Genomic DNA, 19,462 nt, shown 5'->3' with positions numbered 1-19,462 from the left:
CATATGAATTTAAAATCTCTGATAGAGTATGTTATGGATGAATATCCAATCGATAAAAATAATACAAAATTTGCTAATAATCAAATTGCAAAAATATTAAGAAATGGACTTAATAAGATAGTTCCTGATTATGTGTTGATGGACTATTATACCGTTGGATCACCAGGAAAAGGAAATTGGGCAACAGTTCCTTGGATTGGTATTTTCGATACTAATATTACTAAATCTGCAACAAAAGGATTTTATATTGTTTACTTGTTTTCAGCTGATATGCAAAAGACTTATTTGTGTTTAATGCAAGGATATACAAGATATAATAAAAGATTTAAAACTAAGGGAAATGAATACATAAGGTTAGTTACTAAGTATTTTCAACATAGATTGGGTTGTAAGGATAATAAAATATCAAATGATTTAATTGATTTGAAAAGCAACGCTAAACTACCTAAAGGTTATGAACTAGGGGCTATTTATCATTTTTCTTATAGCAAAAGTCATTTACCAGATAATGATCGAATGTTAAAAGATTTGCTTACAATGATTGAGTATTTAAGAGATACAAAACAAATTATGTATGATCCTACTGATGTTGATAATTCAATTAATTATATTTTAAAAATTACTTCAAATTACGAATCTTATGATTTAGACAAAGAAAATAATAATATTCATATTCATACAGATATTAAACATAAAAAATATTTGCACTTAACTAAAAATATAGATTATATAGCAAATGAAGAAGAAAATTCTAAAGTTGGTTTTTTAGGTGAACAAAAAATAATGGATGTTGAAAAGAATAAGTTAAATCGTTTGAGAATGAGCGATTTAGCAAACAAGGTAGAACAAGTTTCCATTACCCAAGGTGATGGATTAGGATATGATATCCACTCTTTTGATGAAAAGGGAAATGATCTGTATGTTGAAGTTAAATCTACTACTGGCGATAAGAATTCAAATTTTTATATAACTTCTAATGAACTAAAAGCAATGAAAAAAATATCTTATCAATATGTAATTGCAAGAGTATATTTTGCTAACAAAAGAGATTGGAATTATTTCTATATAGATGGAGATATTGAATCTAAGTTAAATTTGTATCCTACAAAATATCAAGCTTCTATTCGATAATTTTATATATATGATACAATAAATGTTATACATATATGAACAAAAACATCTCAACCATTATTTTGGTTAAGATGTTTTTTATTTTTGAAAGGAATAATATGACAATCTTTTTGATAATCATTAAATTATCATAATTAAAGTGAAAATATTAATTGAAATTATTTTTTATATCTTAATCATCAAATTTCCAATGTCTATTTTTATTGATATTTAGTTTCTTTTGAACAATATCCTTAGGGTTTACATTTAATTTGTCACACATGTAAAATGCATATATTAGAACATCAGCTATTTCCATTTTTAAGTTGTCAATATCTTCTTTAGATAAATCTTTGTCGGTACTTTTCCATAGAAATATTTTTTCTACTTCCGATGATTCAATTCCTAACGCTCTAGATAATTTTATGAGCGAATGATATTTGTCCCAGCCTCTTTTTTTGTCGAAGCTATGTAATTGTTCTAAAATTTCTTTATATTCCATTTAATTCTCCTTGAATATTTTAAGAGTGAGGTCTTTAATTATGAACGAAAAGGTAAAAAATTCTTATACACCTATTATTAAACAATATAATTATAATATTAATACTAATAATGAAATTATTAAATCTGACAATAATAATAAATTCATAACCAGATACCCAACAGTATATATAATAATTGATAAAGTTAAAAATAATAAATTTAAAGCATATGTAGGCGAAACAAATAATATTATAAGAAGAACAAATGAACATTTAAAAAATGAATCAAAAAGAGGTGACTGGAACAAATTAAATAAATCTGATAGTGCAAAAATTATAGTCATTGCTCATAAGGAATTTAATAAGTCTTTAACCCTTGATATTGAGGACGGCTTAATGCGCTTTCTTTTAAGCGATAAATCAATTGACCATTTGAATAATCGTAGAGTTAATGGGCAAGATTTATATTATACTAGTCAGGATTTTCAACAGATTTTTATTAATATGTGGCAGGCACTATCTAGAGATAATATTAATGTATTTCCAGATATTGATGACATAAGAAATTCTTCTATATTCAAAGCCTCACCATTTCATAAACTTACAAATGAACAGTTAAATGCTAAGGATAAAATAATTAATAAAATTGAAGAGAGTTATTCTATGAAAGATGATAAAAAAAATAATCTTATTGTAGTTGAGGGTTCAGCTGGGACAGGTAAAACTGTATTACTAAGTTCTTTATTTACTGAAATTAATTCAATTAATAAATCTAATTTTCCAAAAGAAAGTTACTTACTAGTTAATCATAATCAACAAGTAGAAGTTTATAAAAATATTGCTTATAAATTAGGTATAAAGTCTATTGCTGGTGACGATATAGTTAATAAGCCAACTAAGTTTTTAAATAAGCACCATATAAAAGACAAAAAAGTTGATATGCTTATGATAGATGAAGCACATTTGTTACTTACACAAGGGAAACAAGCATATAGAGGTAAAAATCAGCTAGAAGATCTTATTAAGAGAGCTAATATTGTTGTAGCTGTTATTGATCCTAATCAAGTTCTCACTTATGAAGAATATATAGAAAAAAGTCAGTATAACGAAATAATTAATACTGCTAAAGAAAACAACAGTCTAATACGACTAAAACAGCAGAATAGAATGCAAGCTAATAAAAATACAATTAAATGGATAGAGAACTTCATATCAAAAAATAGAATTCTTAATATCCCTAAAGATAAAAATTATGAAATAAAAATTTTTAATGATCCTTCTGAGTTACATAGAGCAATTAAATATCATGATGAAGCAAAAGAGAATATAATAAATGGACTTTCTAGAGTTGTTGCTACTTTTGACTGGGAATATAAAAATAAAAAGCCTAAAAATTCTGATTATTGGAAAGTTAGTATTGGAAGTTTTTCATTACCATGGAATTTACAATTGCCAGTTTCCAAAAAGTATAAAAAACTTTCTTGGGCTGAACAGCCTCAAACTATTGATGAAGTTGGTTCAACATTTACTATACAAGGATTTGATTTAAATTATTGTGGATTGATTATAGGACCGTCAGTTAAATTTAGAAATGGTAAAGTAATTTATGATCCAGAATTTAGTCACAATAAAAATGCAAGAAAGCAAAGAACCTTATCTAGTGGTGATAAAGTGGATATTTCTAAAAGTTTATTAAATAATGAATTGAATGTTTTAATGAAAAGAGGAGTACGTGGGTTGTATATATATGCTGTTGATGAGCAATTAAGAGCAGAACTTCTTAAAAGATCAAAATAATTTGCTACTTTATATTAAATACGTTATTTTATAAATTATTATTTTTTATTATATTTATTTATCTGAACTTGAACTAGCTGCATTATTATCATCAGCTTTTTGCTGATCAGATGATTCATTTTGGCTTTGTTGTTTATTTTGATCATCGTTAGTTTTGGCTTGGTCATTGTTTTGACTATCTTGTTTTTGATCATCAGATTGTTGTTTATCATCATCGTTATTAGACTGATCACTAGATTTATCTTGATCATCATTATCATCTGAATTTTCTTTATTACTATCTTCAGATGAAGAGCTTTGTTCACTAGCTGAATCTTTATCTTCTTGGTCTTGATTATCTTTATCTTTGTCACTATCTTGATCTTTTTGATTATCCTCGTCATCATTAGATGATTCACTCTTGTCACTTGATTCTTCAGATGAAGAGCTTTGTTCACTAGAACTAGATTCACTCGGTTCAGATGAAGAACTACTACTTTGAGATGAGGAGCTACTATCACTGCTACTTGAATCATCATTATTAGAAGTATTAGTAACATCTATTTTATTATTGTAGCTATTATCTGCATTTAAAATAAGTTCATTAATGCCAAATAACGCTAAAGCAGTCACAATGATGATTATCCAGTTTAAAATATTACTTTCCCATTTGACCCCAGCTGGTTTAGTAGAAGGTGCATGCCGATTTTCATCAGAAGTAGGTGTGATTAGTAAAACAAAAACAATCACAACACCAAAAATTGGAATTAACAATAGCCATAAAAAATGCCCTGAAAAGTTAGCATCATGTAGCCGACGAATAGCGGCAGTGAATGTCATAATTAGGTGGAAAGCACCGACAATTGAGAATAAAATAATTGCGAAAATATTACCATTAGTCCCTAATACAATTGTAAAAAATAGTAGGGCGATAATACTTGCTGTAACATAGCCTAACCAAAAATCAGCTCGTTCAGTTTTACCTGCAATATAAAACATGTTGGACCACATTTTTTTGAAAGCGGTAATTAAATTGTGATTTTCCATTTCTTCATTATTCATAATTTACATAACTCCATATTTAATAATTTATTTAGATTATAGTTTTTATTACTTAACTTTAGATTAAAAACTCAGTAAGTCTATTGTAAAGATACTGACTGAAAAATGCCAATTTAAAATGATTAAGGTGGTTATTCTTTAGTTTTAAACAATTTGGTACTATATTCTAAGTAGATGGGGGATTATATAATGAAATTGAATAACAAATTATTCTTAACATTTTTATTCGTACTATCAATTTTTATATTAGTTGGTAGTTATCATGTAACTACTAAAGCAGCTTTTAAGCCTGCTATTGTTACCTCTTTTTCTAAATCAATGCGCGGGTATTGGTATGCTTCGAATGGTAAAGATAAATATTATATAGGTAAGAAGGTATTTGAGTATAAACGTGGTAAATATTCATATAAAGCATATTTACATAATTTAAATCAGCAAAAACAATATCCAATTGGAAGTGATTCTTCATCTAAAAAGAGTCCTACGGTTAACTGGTTATATTCTTACAAGTCAAAAGCTAAAGTTCATGGAATGAAATGGATTGATGTACTTGTTTGGAATGCAGGTGCAGGTGATGGTGCTTTTTATAATTTTTCTAAACATAATGGGCATCAAATTTTGAGCACTGCTTATGGTGCTGGTCTATGGGGGACTGAACATTATTATCGTAGTTTTAAATTGGCTAAACAATTCATGCATAAACGTTATCCACATTATGATTACACACTTCAAACATAAACTATATTCAAAATAATTACTTTTTTTCACAAATAGTCTTATAATCGATTTAATTCATAGATGTTAGATTTTGGAAACTGAGGTGATTTAATAATGAAATTATTAAAATCAAAAGCTGTTAATAAAATTTCTAGTTTTTCTATTAGTGGTAAACATATTCAAGAATATGACTCTAACTATTCTTATAGTGCAGTGCAAAAATACTTGAAACACATTATTAGTAAGCCTGAGAAACTTAATTTTTTAGATGCAGTTATTCGCTATAATTACTGGTACAAGCCGGTATTATTATCAGTTAATCATGACAATATGAATAAATCATACAATAATGAAACATTGATTAAACTATACAAAGATGCTTTAAAGATCTCACCTAATAGTGAAAAATATTTGTTAGGATTAGCTTCAATGTATCGACTTAGCAAAAATTTATCAGTAGCCACTGCTATTTGGCAAAGAGTTTTGCAAAATAATCCTAATAATTATCAAGCTTTGTTGAGTTTAGCTGTTTATACGCAGTTTAATAAAAATCAAAAGGCCTTTAAGCGGTCACTAACACGTTTAAATGAAATTGATAGTCAACAAACTAAGCAAGTCGGGGGATGGTTAAAGTATTTAGAAGAACTTAAAACAATTCGCCTTACAACTAATTTAAATCGAGTTTATGATGACAATACTAGTAAACATTTCATTGTGATCTTAGGGGCTTCTTTAACGGCTGAAGGTAAGATGAAATTAAAACTAAAAAAACGTTTACGTGCTGGTTTAAAATTAGCTAAAAGAATGCCTAACACTAGGATTTTGGTGAGTGGGGGTAAATTGCCCCGTGAACCAGATTTTGAAGCTAAAGTTATGAAACAATGGTTGATTAATCATGGAATTAAGGCCAAGCGGATTTTTGAAGAAAATTATTCTCGCGATACAGTGCAAAATACGGTTAATTCAACTGATATTTTAAACGAAAATAATGCTAAAACCGTTACTATTATTTCAAATGCTTCACATATGAAACGTTCATATACACTATTTAAGACTGCTCGTTTAATTACTGGTGGTAATTATTTGTTAGATCAATATGTGGTTTTTGAATCACGAGATGAATTTAAAGCACTAGAAAATAATTCACGTGATATTCCTAAAATTATTAATGATGTTTTAAGGGTTGCCGACTTTTGGTTACTACCGGGAATTCAAAGATAAAAAACCAGCATTATGGATTGATTCCATAGCGCTGGCTTTTATTTTTTATTAAGAAATAAATTAATATTGAATATACAACTAAGCAAATGCTGGTTAATATAGGAGCATTGATAAAATACTTTATGATATTAAATACCACTAAAATAATAAAAGCAGTATTAAATAAATATGCCAAAATTTTCATTAATATTGTAGGCATCCATTTTTCGAAAAAACAGATATTTGGATCTACTATTTTAAGATTACCTAATACTTGATGAAGTTTGTAATCTTCATAAATCAGCTCAAATGTTATTAGGGGAAACAAGATGTTACTTATATCAAATGAAGAAAAAGTGATAATAATTAAAGTAAGGATACTGAATAGGACCGTACCTATATTTTGCCAAATGATTCTAGATTTAATTTTATTTTCTGGAATTAAGTATTTTAATGGGATATCGTAACACTGACTAAATTTATTTAGTGTAAAAAATTCAGGGATAATATATCCCGATTCAATTTGTTTAATTGTTTTTTCGCTGATTTCAGTTTTTACAGCGACTTCGTTAATACTTAAATCTGTGCTATAACGAATTATACGTAATCTTTGCCCGATTAGTCGCATTGAATCACATCCTTTATTGTATTTTTTTAAATTTTTCATATAAATTCATATTCACATATAGTAAAATTAAAATATAATATACGACTTAATGATCATATCCAGGAGGGTATCTAAATGTTTAACGATAAAATTGTTTTTAATTACATGTACAATTTATGGGTCGCAGTTATTTCTGATTTAAAAGATAAAGAAGTAGAAGAAATTGGTCAAGAATTGCAAGCAAAGTACAGTAAAGAATATAACGACCAAAATGATACCAATTTATCAGATGATGATTTCATCGATTTGGTTTCTAATTACACTGAATCAATTCGTGAACAAGCAGTTAGTGATGCGGAAGAAGATGTCAAAAATCATAAAGCACCTAAATTTGTTAAAAATGATTCCACTTGGAATGTATAGAAAGGTTATCCAAAATGGGTAACCTTTTTATGTTATATTGTATTTATGAGGAGGGGGTAACTTTGAAAATTAAATTTTTACATATATTAATTGTTGTTACAGCTTGCTTGTCTATGATTACTATGTTAGATTCTAGCGTGCACGCTGACGCTAAGACGCATCTGAAGCCACGTGTTGAATTAGTTGCTACATATAATTTAAACAAAGTTAGTAAAAAGACGTTAAAACAATTCTATGAAATGAAAAGAACTGACCATAATACAAATGTTTATGTAAGTCATGGTAAAGTTCATGTTTCAATGATATTGCCAGGAGGCTCACCTAAATCACCATTGAAGAAAATGAATTTTGCTGATATGCCATGTAATAGTGATGAGCCACAACATAAACATCATGCAAAAAAATATATTAAAAAGATAATGCATAATCATAATAAAAAATAAGTATCTATGTTTAGATGCTTATTTTTTATTACTAATTTTTATTTGCATCCCATACCATTACAGAAGCTAATACAGCAACAATTCCACCATCTAATAACATTGCACCAAAGGCACCTAGCCTATCAAAATTTATAATCATTAATAGGATACCCGCCAACAACAAAGTTATTGATAATGTATATGAAACAACTCTTGTTAACTTACTTTTGATCCATTTAGCAATCGGATTTTGAAAGCCAAATGGTTCTAACATTTCATTCATATCTTTCCAATGGGTAGCATATCCGCCACCAATGGCACCAATAATAATTAATGGACATGTTATCAGTAAATTATGTGAGAGAAAAATAAAAGAAAAAAGTAACGGAATCATTGATAAATTACTTATCAAATATCTTCTCTTTACTTCAAGTTCAACATCTTCTTTATTTGCCACCTGATTAATTGGTATTTCATAATATTTACTTATTTTATTTATTTGAAACATATTAGGTTTGTCATTACTAATTTCAAAATTATAAATTTTATGTGCTGAGATATTAGTTCCATTTGCTAATTCTTGAATGGATACTTCTCTATCATCCCGCAAATCTTTCAATCTTTCGCCTAAATTCATCTTAAATTCCACCTTATGTATTTATAATTAGTATAAAAAAGTCATGAAATATTTACAACCTACATGTTTTGAAAAGAATAATTTAGCAAACAAATTATTTGTATTTAAATTTTTTATATAAGAAAATGAACTTAAACATAATTAAGTGAGGAGCTTTAAAAAATGAAAAATACTTTATTTGTTGAACCTGGCAAAGTTAAAATTGAAAACATTGATAAGCCTCAAATTCAAGCGGATGATGATGTGATTTTACGTGTCGTTCGTACTTGTGTTTGTGGATCTGACTTATGGGCATATCGTGGTTTGTCTGACAAAGAAAAGAATTCACAAAATGGTGGTCACGAAGCTATCGGAGTTGTTGAATCAGTTGGTAAACATATTACTACTGTAAAACCGGGTGACTTTGTGATTGCTCCATTTACTCATGGCTGTGGTAAATGTGCTGCTTGTCGTGCTGGATATGACGGTAATTGTTTGAACCATAAAGATAACACTACTTCAGGTGCACAAGCTGAATTTCTTCGTTATCAACATGCTGAATGGTCATTAGTAAAAGTTCCTGGTAATCCTGATGATTATAGTGATGCCATGTTAGATTCACTATTGGCATTATCTGATGTTATGGCTACTGGTTATCATGCTGCTCATGCTGCTGAAGTAAGCAAGGGTGATACAGTTGTCGTTGTTGGTGATGGTGCCGTTGGTCTATGTGGAGTTATTTCTGCTCAAATGATGGGTGCTAAAAAGATTATCATCATGAGTCGTCATGAAGATCGTCAAAAATTAGCTTTTGAATTTGGTGCTACCGATGCCGTTGCTGAACGTGGTGATGAAGCTGTTGAAAAGGTTATGCAAATGACTAATAACCAAGGTGCTGATTCTGTGCTTGAATGTGTTGGTACTGAATTATCAACTGAAACTGCACTAAAGGTTGCTCGCCCAGGTGCTAGTGTAGGTCGTGTAGGACTTCCACATGTTAAGAATCCAGATGTTGTTACTCCATTCATTAAGAATGTTTCTTTATCTGGTGGAATTGCTTCAGTAACTACTTATGATAAAGAAGTTTTATTAAAAGCTGTTTTAGATGGTGAAATTCATCCTGGTAAAGTATTTACTAGCAGCTTTGATTTAGATAACATTGATGATGCATATCAAGCAATGACTAATCGTGAAACAATTAAAGCAGCAATTACAATTGATTAATTAAAAAACAAAAAATAAAGCGACTACTTTTTAGTAGTTGCTTTATTTTTTTTGACACGAGCAGACATTTTAATTTGATAAAAGATTGTTAAAATTATAATTATTAATACAAATAAAAATTCTATGATTGGTGTCGTATCATAGGATGAATAAATGAATATAAGAACATTAATGATTAAAATAATGCTAATAATGGTTTCAGTAATTATTAGGTATTTTAAATTAGTAAATATTTTTTCAAACCAAGTACTTTTATAAATACCTAATTTTATTTCTAACCTATTAAAACTACCTTGTACACCTGCAAATGATCCAATGATAATTGCTGGAATAATTATCATGAGAACATGACCATAATTATTTAACTTTATATGCTGAGTCATAATTAGTACATAGGTGAGTAGAATAACGCCACCTAAAATATTTAGGCAAATCTGAATGGGTCTTAATCCACTTTTTACATCTTTTTTATCCAAAAATTCTTTCATTCCTACATCTTCTTTGAGTAGGGTATCCAAAGAAATATGATAAAAATTGCTAATTTGAATTAAGCTATTGATATCAGGATAACTATTTTCATTTTCCCAGCTAGAAATAGTTTTTCTAGAAACTTTAAAAATAATTGCAGCATTATCCTGCGTCAGATTTTTCTTATTTCTAGCAACTTTTAGTCTTTCACCAAAACGCATCTAAACACTTTCTTTCTCTAAATTAATTATGTATATCATATATATTTTTCATTAAAATGACTAGCTAAGTTTCTTGGCATCATTGTTATATCAACATTTTAATTTTGTGATATGATTTGTATTAAAGATGAAACAAGGAGTAAATTATGAAAAAAGAGCAATTATTAAGCTTATTCATTGAACATAAAAATGAATGGCTATCAGGAAATGAACTAGCAGATAAACTATCGATTAGTCGGACCATGATTTGGAAAATTATTCGCAATTTAAAAGCATCAGGGCATCAAATTGAAAGTAAGAAAAATTCTGGTTACAAATATTTAGGATCTAATAGTTTTAATCGATTATTGATCCAAAAACATCTAAATGTACCATTTGAAATTGAAACATTTAACGAAATTGATTCTACTAATACTTACGCCAAAAAAATACTGGGCCAGAGTAAATTAAAAAATCCAACGATAATTGTTGCTGATAAACAAACTGCTGGGTATGGTCGTCGTGGCCGTGATTTCTATTCACCTAAAGATACTGGAATTTATATGACTTTGATTTTGCCAATTAAAGATAATGAAATATTCGATGGTGGGATGCTAACAACAATGACTGCGGTTGCGGTCGTAAATGGACTAAAAATATCATATCCGGATGTTGATTTTAAATTAAAATGGGTAAATGATATTTATGTTAACAATAAAAAGGTGGCTGGAATTTTAACGGAGTCCGTAATGAATGTTGAATTAATGCATCCTTTAGCATTAATTATTGGAATTGGAATTAATCTTAATACTAAAGATTTTCCAGATAACATGGATCGTCCAGTTGGATCAATTGGTGATCAAAAAGTTGATAAAAATAAGGTTGCTGCCGATATTATTAATGAATTTATTCAACTATATCCCAATTATTTAGATGGCAAATTTATTGAAGAATATCGCCAATTATCAATGCTAATAGGTAAAAAAGTAAAAATTCAAACCCATCGAGGTTTAATTAGTGGAAAAGTCACTGACTTTGATCAACATGGACGTTTAATTTTATTTGATGGTAATAAACACCAAGCTATTATGACTGGGGAAGTGATTAAAGTTAATTTTTAAAATAAATTGATTGATGAATGATACATTTCGGATTAAAACGATGCTGACAATAAGGACAATAATTTAGCTTATATTGAGTATATGTCAGCAAAGTTTGGCAATTTCCGCATAATATATTCTTAGCTTGATTAATTTTAACAGGTTTAAATTTATGATTATTTAATTCATCGTGGCATTTATAACAAGCATAAAACTTATGACATTGCTGGCACATTAAAGCCACAATGTCATTTTTAGTATGGTAATGAATACAACGACTTTGTGAATCAACTTTTATTCCATATATTTTCATGACTCCTCCTAACAGTTAACTTTATGTTGACTTAATAGTTAACTAATTATAACATTGTTAACATATAAATTAAAAAAGGTTAACTAATGAATTGTGAGGTAATTTATGAAAACAAAAGATATAACACAAATTTCAGTTATGATTGCTTTAATTATCGTATTAGGAATGATTCCTGGCATTCCAATTGCAGTGATTCCAGTGCCAATTGTTCTACAGAACTTTGCTATTATGTTAGTTGGATTATTGTTAGGTGGTAAAAGAGGGACAATTGCAGTTTTAATATTTATGATTTTAGTTATTCTAGGTTTACCATTTTTATCTGGTTTTCATGGTGGATTAGTGGTATTTGTTGGGCCAACCGCTGGATATTTATTTGCTTGGATGCTTACTCCTATATTGATATCATTTATTAATAATTTAATCAGTAAATACACTCATTGGAAAAATAATTTTGGGTCATTAATAATATCAACTTTATTTACTTCAATCTGTTTTACTTATTTTTTAGCTATTCTATGGTTAAGTTGGCAAAGTAATATTTCATTGACTAGTGCTTTTTATGCCAACCTGTTATTTATACCAGGAGATATTATAAAAGGAGTGATTGCCGTTTTTGTTGCTCAAAGATTAATGAAGATAATGAAGTAAAAAATGGTGATTAATAGTGCAAAATAGGTATATTTACAATATAATTTTCAGCCTTGTTTGTTTAATTTATGTATTGTTTATGGCATATGACATCAACCAATGGCAATTAATATTACCATTAGCATTGATTCAAGCAATTACGATTTATGGATATATAAAGAATAAGGATGATTAATATTATAAAAAGGCCAGTAATAGGCATCTTAATCTTGGAATAATAGTTTCCCAAAATTATGATTACTTTACTGACCTTTTTATTATCTAATATTTTGAATTAATATTTTAGCTACGGCTTTAGCTGAAAATGGATTTTGTCCGGTTATAATGTGATGATCTTGAACGACAAATTCTTTATATGCCCGTTGTTTTTTAAATTTAGCACCACGTTTTTTAGCCATATTCTGATTAGTGAAAGGAACCAATTTTAATTTTCCAGCCAATATTTCTTCAGCTTTAGTAAAACCGGTTACATTATGTCCATTAATTATATATTGACCATAATTATCTTTAATGTTTAATAAACCAGCAATTCCATGGCAAACTGAAGTAATAAAGCCATTATTATGATAAATTTTGTTTGCGATTATTTGTAGTTCTACATTATTTGTAAAGTCCCACATAACGCCATGCCCACCTGTATAATAAATAGCAATATAATCATTAGGATTGATATCGCTTGGCTTTAGAGATTTACACAATGCACGTTCTTGAAAGTCATCCATTTCATAACTTTCCATAATATTTTTATTAACATATCTCATACTACGCGGATCGATTGGAACAAATCCACCTTTAGGACTAACATAGTCGACTGAATATCCAGCTTCATGAATGATATCTACAAACTCTGTGGCTTCACCTAGCCAAAGCCCGGTTGGCTCATTCGTATGTTTATATCTAGTTGTATTTGTTAAAACTACTAGGATTTTTTTCATGTTTCTATCTCCCATGTAAACTAATTGATTTTATTATATAGCACATTTGGTCTAAAATGAAGTATATAGTGAGGAGATAATATATTATGAAAACAATGATTTTTGCACATCGTGGTATTCCAGTTAAATTTCCTGAAAATTCTTTAGAGGGCTTCAAATACTGTATTGATCATAATGCCGATGCAGTTGAATTTGATGTTCATTTAACTAAAGATGGCATTCCAGTAATTATGCATGATGAAAAAATTGATCGTACAACTGACGGTGAAGGCTTAATTAATTCTTATAAGTTTGATGAATTACGTAAGTTTAAATTAGATAATGGAGAACCAATTCCCAGCTTAAAAGAATTCTTAGACTTATTTTCTGGTAAAGATATTAGACTAAATCTTGAATTCAAGACTAATAAAATTCACTATCAAGATATTGAAGAAAAAGTTTTGCAAATGGTCAGTGATAGTGATTTGATGTATCCAGTAATTTATTCATCTTTTAATATCGATAGTATTAAGGTTGCTCAAAGAATTGATGATAGCCAAGATTATAATTTCTTATTTGATAAGAGAATGAATGTAGATCCTAAATTATTTATGGAGAGTGAACATCTTAATAGTTTACACCCAGGTACATATATTCCAGGCATTGAAGAACATGAAAGAATTTGGACCGTTGATGATGACATGGAGATTCATCAATTATGTAAAATTGGCATCCAAGGTATTTTTACTAATGATTTTGAAAAAGCACAAAAAATTAGAGATGAGCTTTAGATAAAGGGCATATTTTTTGAATTTAGCATTTTTGAATGTTAGAACGGAAATGAAGGAGATGTTATTATGAACTTTGATGATATTAAGAATAAGGCTAATGAAACTGCTAGTGACTTGAAGGGTAGAGCTTCAGAAGCAGCTGGTAAAGCCAAAGGCAAAGCTTCAGAAATGACAGGCAAAGCTAAAGGCAAAATGTCTGAAATGACAGGTAAAGCTGATTCAGATAAATAATATTAGTAATTAAAAAAGTACATGCTATACTTAGCATGTACTTTTTTGTCGGAGGAGGTGAAATGATTAGTGTTTACAATTGAATATTTTAAAAATCATTATTTTTATAAAAAAGATTTACAAGATATTTGTAGAAAATATGATTTACCATCAAATGGAACCAAATCAGAGCTAAATAGCTATATTTTGCAAATGTTAGATGGAGTTTCACCTAAACAAATTAAACCATTAAGAAAAAATAATAGTAAAGAATCACTTAAATGTACAGAAATTAATTTAGACACTAAATTATTGAATTCTGGATTTAAGTTGAATAATGAAGCTAGAACTTATTTTGCTAATTATTTTAATGTAGATGACTTTCATTTTAAAAAACCGATGGCAATTAAAATGAGAGAAGTACAAACAAATCACGATAATAGAGCAACCGTTAGAGATTTAATTTCAATATTAAATAATCCTAGTAAAGTAATAAGCAATGCTGAAGAAGATACATATCAATGGAATCATTTTTTGCAAGATTTTTATAAAGATCCTTCATACCAAAAATTTAATAATCCAATAAAAGTTGCTGCGATACTATGGAAAGTTGTACGTGATTCGACATGTCCTAAGAAATATCATCATGAACTGATGACTGATCATTATTTATTAATTCAACAATATAAAAAGGATGCTAAATAATTATTTAGCATCCTTTTGATTAAATTTATTATTTAGTTCTTCATAATGCTTTAACTTATATTCTAAAACTTGCTGAGCATTTTTGTATTTTAAAATTTGATATTTAATTTCTTCTAATTGATCAGCAATTAGTTGTTTTCTTTGTTCAAAAGTATGTTCACCATAGCTATATAAAAGCATATATTTTTGTAATTTATCAATGGTCATTCCGGCATTACGCATACAAGAAACAAATTCAATCTGTTTCAAGTCTTGTTCATTGTAATTTCGATACCCATTACTATCTTTATTAATCTTATATAGTAAACCAATTCTTTCCCAGTAATATAATGTTTGTTTAGAAATATTATACTTCTTAATTACTTCTGATATTTTCATTAAACATTTTGACCAGTAGGACGTACTAAGATTTCATTCATGTTTACATTATCAGGTTGTTCCATCATAAAGATAGCTGAATTAGCAACATCTTCAGCTGATAATGCCATATTTTTATCTTTCGACATTTTAGTAATAGCATCTTGAATTTGTTTATTGCCAATTGTTGAAACTAAGTTAGTATCGACGGCACCTGGAGATACAATGCCAGTTTTAATTCCTTTACCGTGTTCTTCTTGGCGTAAGCCTTCCATAATTGCACGAACAGCGAACTTAGTACTGTTATATACAGCAGAACCTGGGTAAACAACATGACCTGCAACCGAATCAGTAGCCATGATTAAACCTTTACCTTGTTTTTGCATAATTGGTAAAGTAGCTTTAATTCCATTTAAGACACCGATGACGTTAGTATTAAACATTGATTTCCAGGATTCTGGATCACTATCAACTAATTTATCTTGGGGCATAATACCAGCATTATTATAGATAATATCTACTTTATCAAACTTATCAACAGCAGTTTTTACTAGATTTTTAACATCTTCTAGATTAGTAACATCAGTTTTTTGGTAAACAACATTTGCTGGATTTTCAGTGCTATCAGCAATTGCCTTTAGATTTTCTTTATTTCTAGCACCAATTACAACTTTGGCACCTTTAGCGATTGCTTTTTTAGTAGTAGCAGCTCCCATACCAGAACTAGCACCAGTAATAACGATTACTTTATTTTTTAAAGTCATTATAAAACACTCCTTTATTTGATTAAGTTCGTTTATAATAAACCCTATACCCAACTATAATGCAAACAATTAACCTTCTTTATTTATTAAAGTATTACTATTACCAAGATAAAATAAAACTGTTGATATGATTGCAGCAATGTACATTTGATGACCTACAAAATTCAAACATAAACTATATAATGCAGTTATTAAAATTATTGCTGTAACAATTATTGCCAATATATTATTCACTTTTATTAATAATAAAATGGCTTGAAATATTAATGAAAAAATTAATATCAGTAGTGATATGTAAAGTGATTTAATGGTTAAGTTGCCATTATTATATGCAGGGCCACCAATACCCCATCAGAAAAAGCATAATTTAAACCTAAAAACATAATTGAAAATAAGCCTGTAAAAAAGCTAAATAATTTGAAAATTAATTTCATACTTATCTCCTTTCTTCTGCGATTAACAATAACAAAAATTTAGATACTAAAAAATACCAGCTTACATTTCAGTAAGTTGGTATTTTTACATCAATTTTATTCTTGATTAATTTTCTTAACACCATGTGAATAGAATAACCATGCCACAATGATAAAGAATACTGGTCCAAATAATGTCCAGAATGCAGTTTGAATATCATGATCCATCAAAGGTTGAATGGTAGTAAAGATAATAGCAAATGATAATGTAAAAATTGTAATTACAGTGGTTGCATTTGTGAATGCTTTATTTTGATAGAAGATAAAACTGTTTTTACTTTGCGTAATATGCTTTTTAAATAGTGGAAAAGCAATTACTAAGAACAAGTATGGAACTGCAGTCGTCATATTATTCATATCAGTTAAAATTGTGTAGAAAGTTTGAGCTGATGATCCGCCAAATGAAACTCCAGCAATAATCATACAAATAACTAAACATTGAACCCAAAGTGCATGTGCAGGCACGTCGAACTTATTAAGCTTAGTCATTGCCTTAGGCCATAATTTTTTTGGAGAACCTTCAATGAATGACTTAATTGGAGCATAAGTTAAGAAGATAAATTCACCTAAATAACTAATGAAACCAGTTAAACTAGTAAATCTAGCAACCCATTGTCCCATTAATAATGACTGTCCAGTGTTTAAATGAAGGAAGTTATGTCCAAATTCAACACCCAAATTAGTTAGTAAGGCGAAACGCACATTTCCTAAATTAATATCACTGTGTCCTAAATCACGAAGCCAATTAGCACTAATTCCACACATTAGGATTCCTAATAGATATCCCACTGTCATAACAACTGTAGCGATGATAACGGCACGAGGAAATGTTTTCTTAGGATTCTTGGTATTATCAGTAATACTACCTAATGTTTCCATTCCAGCATATGCAAAGATGGCATAAACTAAGAAAGAAAACATAGAAACTGGTGATTGAAAGGCAGGGTTAGGTGAAACTGCCAAGGTGTGCATATTAATCGGTTCGGCGAATTGTCCATGATTGGCCATTAATACTAAAATTGATAATCCAACAAAGATAACTAAATCAACAATTCCAATAATTCCACTGACATATGATAATCCGGCAATGGACTTCATGCCACGTGAAGCTAACCAAGTTACAAAGATAATAACTAAAATTCCTAGCACACCAATGGTTGCAGTTGAACCTAAACCAAATAGATGCCAACTACCAGTAGTATCTTTACCGGAAATAGTAACGGCTAAGGGGATCCACATATTAGTAACTAATGAAACTAATGTGATGACCCAACCAGCTAGCCAGGTAAAGCTACCTATAAATGCCCAACGTTTACCAATAGTTTGTTCTAACCATGAATAGATACCACCATGAGCATCTTTGAATGTTGAACCGTATTCAGCAAACATTAAACTAGTAGGGATGAAGAATAAAATTGCCCCTAATATGTACCAAATAATACTTGAATAGCCCATTTGATAAAAGGCTGTTTGTGAATTGGAGATTCCAAAAATGGTTGAAAAGATAATTAATACTAATCCCATCGTTGAAATCTTTTTTTGACTCTGCATGTTTTCCATGAAACATCGCTCCCTTCAAATGAGGAAGATACTTTTAATTGATAAAATAAACTTAATTATTTATAATTCACAGGTATAAATGTTTCAGCTAATAAATAAAGGGAACTATTCAATTGGAATAGTCCCCTTAAAGTATTATCAACGTTTTATTTTATCGTTAGTTTACCTTAAAAGCACCCCGTAAGTTTTAACTTACGACAGTTCTTAGCTTATTGAGCTAAGCCCCAACAAATTAATTCTTTAAGCTAATTAATAGTTTCGGCAATTATTCCTTTCAACTTATATCAACATGTCTTAAATCATTACTTAAGTCTAGTGATAATAATTGCGCCTCTTCCTTAGATATATTTAATTTACATTTATAATATTATCATTAATTTTTAATAATGCAAATAGTTCAATTAATGAGTAGGATATTGATGTTCAATTTCATATACAATTTCTGGATCATCACCAGTACGTTGTTGCTTATCCAATGCGCTGATTTGTTCCATTTCTTCATCTGATAAATTGAAATCATAAATGTCAGCGTTTTGTTTGATTCTTTCAGGATTGCTAGACTTAGGAATAATTGCAACACCACGTTGTAAATGCCATCTTAAAATGACTTGAGCAGTTGACTTATTATGGTTATTAGCAATTTCTTTTATATTTGGATCATTTAGAGTTGCTCCACGACCCATTGGACTCCAAGCTTGAGTTAGAATATTTCTTTGCTTATTAGCATTAAGCATTGGTTCTTGAGTAAGATATGGGTGATCCTCAATTTGATTAACCACTGGCATTTCATCAGCTGCAGTTGATAATAAATCTAAATGAGTTTGGTGATAATTACTTACTCCGATAGATTTAACTTTACCATCAGCTTTTGCTTTTTCAAAAGCACGCCAAGTTTCAAAAAATTTGGAATGAATAGGCCAGTGAACCAAGAGTAAGTCAATATAATTAGTTTGTAATCTTGCTAAGGATTCATCAATTGCATCTAAAGTTGATTGATAACCTTGTTTGGGTTCAGGAATTTTAGTCGTAATAAATATTTCTTTTCGATTAAGCTTTAGCTTTTTAATTGAATTACCTAGTAGTTCTTCATTATTATAGAATTGTGCGGTATCGAATAAACGATAACCACTTTCAAAAGCAGCCTTGATTGCCGCGTCTATGGTGGCTTGATCTGCTAATTTGTAGGTTCCAAAACCTTCCATTGGCATTTGATTACCATCAGCCAATTTAATTGTATCTTTAATTGAATTAGGCATAATAATCCTCCTTGGACTTTAGAATAACTTAATAATAAAGCAGTATGATAAACTAAATCAATAA

At 29.1% G+C, this 19,462-nt stretch carries 24 protein-coding genes and 1 riboswitch; of the genes, 12 read left to right on the top strand and 12 right to left on the bottom strand.

Translation table 11 applies throughout. The features are described from left to right. Positions 1 to 3: 3 nt before the first annotated feature. Complete coding sequence (locus C7N44_RS04055; RefSeq protein WP_105956618.1) at positions 4 to 1,131, top strand: MrcB family domain-containing protein; 1,128 nt, start codon at positions 4 to 6, stop codon at positions 1,129 to 1,131. 172 nt (positions 1,132 to 1,303) lie between these two features. On the opposite strand, the gene C7N44_RS04050 is transcribed toward C7N44_RS04055, so the two are convergent. Next, a complete protein-coding gene (locus tag C7N44_RS04050; RefSeq protein ID WP_105956617.1) occupies positions 1,304 to 1,612 on the bottom strand; it encodes a MazG-like family protein in 309 nt (102 codons plus the stop codon). 40 nt (positions 1,613 to 1,652) lie between these two features. On the opposite strand from C7N44_RS04050, the gene C7N44_RS04045 reads away from it, so the two are divergent. Next, positions 1,653 to 3,389 carry a DUF2075 domain-containing protein gene (locus C7N44_RS04045; RefSeq protein WP_105956616.1) on the top strand — a complete coding sequence of 579 codons (1,737 nt, stop codon included), beginning with the start codon at positions 1,653 to 1,655 and terminating at the stop codon, positions 3,387 to 3,389. Between the two features lie 54 nt (positions 3,390 to 3,443). On the opposite strand, the gene C7N44_RS04040 is transcribed toward C7N44_RS04045, so the two are convergent. Next, positions 3,444 to 4,430, bottom strand: coding sequence for a DUF805 domain-containing protein (locus C7N44_RS04040; RefSeq protein ID WP_105956615.1), 987 nt, complete (start codon positions 4,428 to 4,430; stop codon positions 3,444 to 3,446). A gap of 189 nt (positions 4,431 to 4,619) precedes the next feature. On the opposite strand from C7N44_RS04040, the gene C7N44_RS04035 reads away from it, so the two are divergent. Then, a complete protein-coding gene (locus C7N44_RS04035) occupies positions 4,620 to 5,168 on the top strand; it encodes a hypothetical protein (RefSeq protein ID WP_105956614.1) in 549 nt (182 codons plus the stop codon). A gap of 93 nt (positions 5,169 to 5,261) precedes the next feature. After that, on the top strand, positions 5,262 to 6,368 hold the full coding sequence (locus C7N44_RS04030; protein ID WP_105956613.1) for a YdcF family protein: 1,107 nt from the start codon (positions 5,262 to 5,264) through the stop codon (positions 6,366 to 6,368). Positions 6,369 to 6,378: 10 nt separating this feature from the next. Here the strand turns inward: C7N44_RS04030 and C7N44_RS04025 are convergent, their stop codons facing one another. Next, positions 6,379 to 6,975 carry a helix-turn-helix domain-containing protein gene (locus tag C7N44_RS04025; RefSeq protein WP_157945034.1) on the bottom strand — a complete coding sequence of 199 codons (597 nt, stop codon included), beginning with the start codon at positions 6,973 to 6,975 and terminating at the stop codon, positions 6,379 to 6,381. A gap of 114 nt (positions 6,976 to 7,089) precedes the next feature. Here C7N44_RS04025 and C7N44_RS04020 point away from each other — a divergent pair, with 114 nt between their 5' ends. Continuing rightward, the gene (locus C7N44_RS04020) at positions 7,090 to 7,377 is read left to right on the top strand and encodes a hypothetical protein (RefSeq protein ID WP_105956611.1); all 288 of its coding nucleotides are present in this window, start codon (positions 7,090 to 7,092) and stop codon (positions 7,375 to 7,377) included. A gap of 62 nt (positions 7,378 to 7,439) precedes the next feature. Further along, positions 7,440 to 7,820, top strand: coding sequence for a hypothetical protein (locus C7N44_RS04015; RefSeq protein ID WP_105956610.1), 381 nt, complete (start codon positions 7,440 to 7,442; stop codon positions 7,818 to 7,820). A 31-nt stretch (positions 7,821 to 7,851) separates the two neighbouring features. Here the strand turns inward: C7N44_RS04015 and C7N44_RS04010 are convergent, their stop codons facing one another. Then, the gene (locus C7N44_RS04010) at positions 7,852 to 8,436 is read right to left on the bottom strand and encodes a helix-turn-helix domain-containing protein (RefSeq protein WP_105956609.1); all 585 of its coding nucleotides are present in this window, start codon (positions 8,434 to 8,436) and stop codon (positions 7,852 to 7,854) included. 162 nt (positions 8,437 to 8,598) lie between these two features. On the opposite strand from C7N44_RS04010, the gene C7N44_RS04005 reads away from it, so the two are divergent. Next, a complete protein-coding gene (locus C7N44_RS04005) occupies positions 8,599 to 9,639 on the top strand; it encodes a zinc-binding dehydrogenase (protein WP_105956608.1) in 1,041 nt (346 codons plus the stop codon). 23 nt (positions 9,640 to 9,662) lie between these two features. On the opposite strand, the gene C7N44_RS04000 is transcribed toward C7N44_RS04005, so the two are convergent. Then, entirely contained in the window at positions 9,663 to 10,328 is a 666-nt protein-coding gene (locus C7N44_RS04000) for a helix-turn-helix domain-containing protein (protein WP_105956607.1), read from the bottom strand. A 146-nt stretch (positions 10,329 to 10,474) separates the two neighbouring features. Between C7N44_RS04000 and C7N44_RS03995 the strand changes: the two genes are divergently transcribed. Then, complete coding sequence (locus C7N44_RS03995; RefSeq protein ID WP_105956606.1) at positions 10,475 to 11,428, top strand: biotin--[acetyl-CoA-carboxylase] ligase; 954 nt, start codon at positions 10,475 to 10,477, stop codon at positions 11,426 to 11,428. On the opposite strand, the gene C7N44_RS03990 is transcribed toward C7N44_RS03995, so the two are convergent. Beyond that, positions 11,418 to 11,720: a CHY zinc finger protein gene (locus tag C7N44_RS03990; protein WP_105956605.1), complete on the bottom strand. Its 303-nt coding sequence runs from the start codon at positions 11,718 to 11,720 to the stop codon at positions 11,418 to 11,420. The genes C7N44_RS03995 and C7N44_RS03990 overlap by 11 nt on opposite strands. A gap of 105 nt (positions 11,721 to 11,825) precedes the next feature. On the opposite strand from C7N44_RS03990, the gene C7N44_RS03985 reads away from it, so the two are divergent. Beyond that, positions 11,826 to 12,368 carry a biotin transporter BioY gene (locus tag C7N44_RS03985; protein ID WP_105956604.1) on the top strand — a complete coding sequence of 181 codons (543 nt, stop codon included), beginning with the start codon at positions 11,826 to 11,828 and terminating at the stop codon, positions 12,366 to 12,368. Positions 12,369 to 12,625: 257 nt separating this feature from the next. Here C7N44_RS03985 and C7N44_RS03980 read toward each other — a convergent pair whose 3' ends face one another. After that, entirely contained in the window at positions 12,626 to 13,303 is a 678-nt protein-coding gene (locus C7N44_RS03980) for a type 1 glutamine amidotransferase domain-containing protein (RefSeq protein ID WP_105956603.1), read from the bottom strand. Between the two features lie 86 nt (positions 13,304 to 13,389). On the opposite strand from C7N44_RS03980, the gene C7N44_RS03975 reads away from it, so the two are divergent. The 3 genes from C7N44_RS03975 (at position 13,390) to C7N44_RS03965 (ending at position 14,988) form a co-directional block, all read left to right on the top strand. Next, positions 13,390 to 14,073, top strand: coding sequence for a glycerophosphodiester phosphodiesterase (locus tag C7N44_RS03975; RefSeq protein ID WP_105956602.1), 684 nt, complete (start codon positions 13,390 to 13,392; stop codon positions 14,071 to 14,073). Between the two features lie 66 nt (positions 14,074 to 14,139). Further along, positions 14,140 to 14,304, top strand: coding sequence for an LEA domain-containing protein (locus C7N44_RS03970; protein WP_105956601.1), 165 nt, complete (start codon positions 14,140 to 14,142; stop codon positions 14,302 to 14,304). 69 nt (positions 14,305 to 14,373) lie between these two features. Beyond that, positions 14,374 to 14,988, top strand: coding sequence for an SAP domain-containing protein (locus tag C7N44_RS03965; protein ID WP_105956600.1), 615 nt, complete (start codon positions 14,374 to 14,376; stop codon positions 14,986 to 14,988). On the opposite strand, the gene C7N44_RS03960 is transcribed toward C7N44_RS03965, so the two are convergent. The 5 genes from C7N44_RS03960 to C7N44_RS03945 all read right to left on the bottom strand — a co-directional run bounded on the left by C7N44_RS03960 (position 14,989) and on the right by C7N44_RS03945 (position 19,398). Next, positions 14,989 to 15,366 carry a MerR family transcriptional regulator gene (locus C7N44_RS03960; protein WP_105956599.1) on the bottom strand — a complete coding sequence of 126 codons (378 nt, stop codon included), beginning with the start codon at positions 15,364 to 15,366 and terminating at the stop codon, positions 14,989 to 14,991. It lies immediately after the preceding gene. Next, positions 15,366 to 16,109, bottom strand: coding sequence for an SDR family oxidoreductase (locus C7N44_RS03955; RefSeq protein ID WP_105956598.1), 744 nt, complete (start codon positions 16,107 to 16,109; stop codon positions 15,366 to 15,368). Before C7N44_RS03955 ends, C7N44_RS03960 begins: the two co-directional genes overlap by 1 nt. A gap of 69 nt (positions 16,110 to 16,178) precedes the next feature. Then, entirely contained in the window at positions 16,179 to 16,331 is a 153-nt protein-coding gene (locus C7N44_RS07995) for a hypothetical protein (protein ID WP_157945033.1), read from the bottom strand. Between the two features lie 308 nt (positions 16,332 to 16,639). After that, a complete protein-coding gene (gene yjeM / locus C7N44_RS03950; protein ID WP_318530500.1) occupies positions 16,640 to 18,142 on the bottom strand; it encodes a glutamate/gamma-aminobutyrate family transporter YjeM in 1,503 nt (500 codons plus the stop codon). Between the two features lie 163 nt (positions 18,143 to 18,305). After that, positions 18,306 to 18,486: riboswitch (Lysine riboswitch) on the bottom strand. 57 nt (positions 18,487 to 18,543) lie between these two features. Beyond that, positions 18,544 to 19,398, bottom strand: coding sequence for an aldo/keto reductase (locus tag C7N44_RS03945; RefSeq protein WP_105956597.1), 855 nt, complete (start codon positions 19,396 to 19,398; stop codon positions 18,544 to 18,546). Positions 19,399 to 19,462 lie beyond the last annotated feature (64 nt).

This window comes from Apilactobacillus quenuiae (genome assembly GCF_002994005.1).
GTDB lineage: Bacteria > Bacillota > Bacilli > Lactobacillales > Lactobacillaceae > Apilactobacillus > Apilactobacillus quenuiae.
The sequence above is the reverse complement of the archived record's forward strand: the minus strand, read 5'-3'. Positions and strand labels throughout refer to the sequence as shown.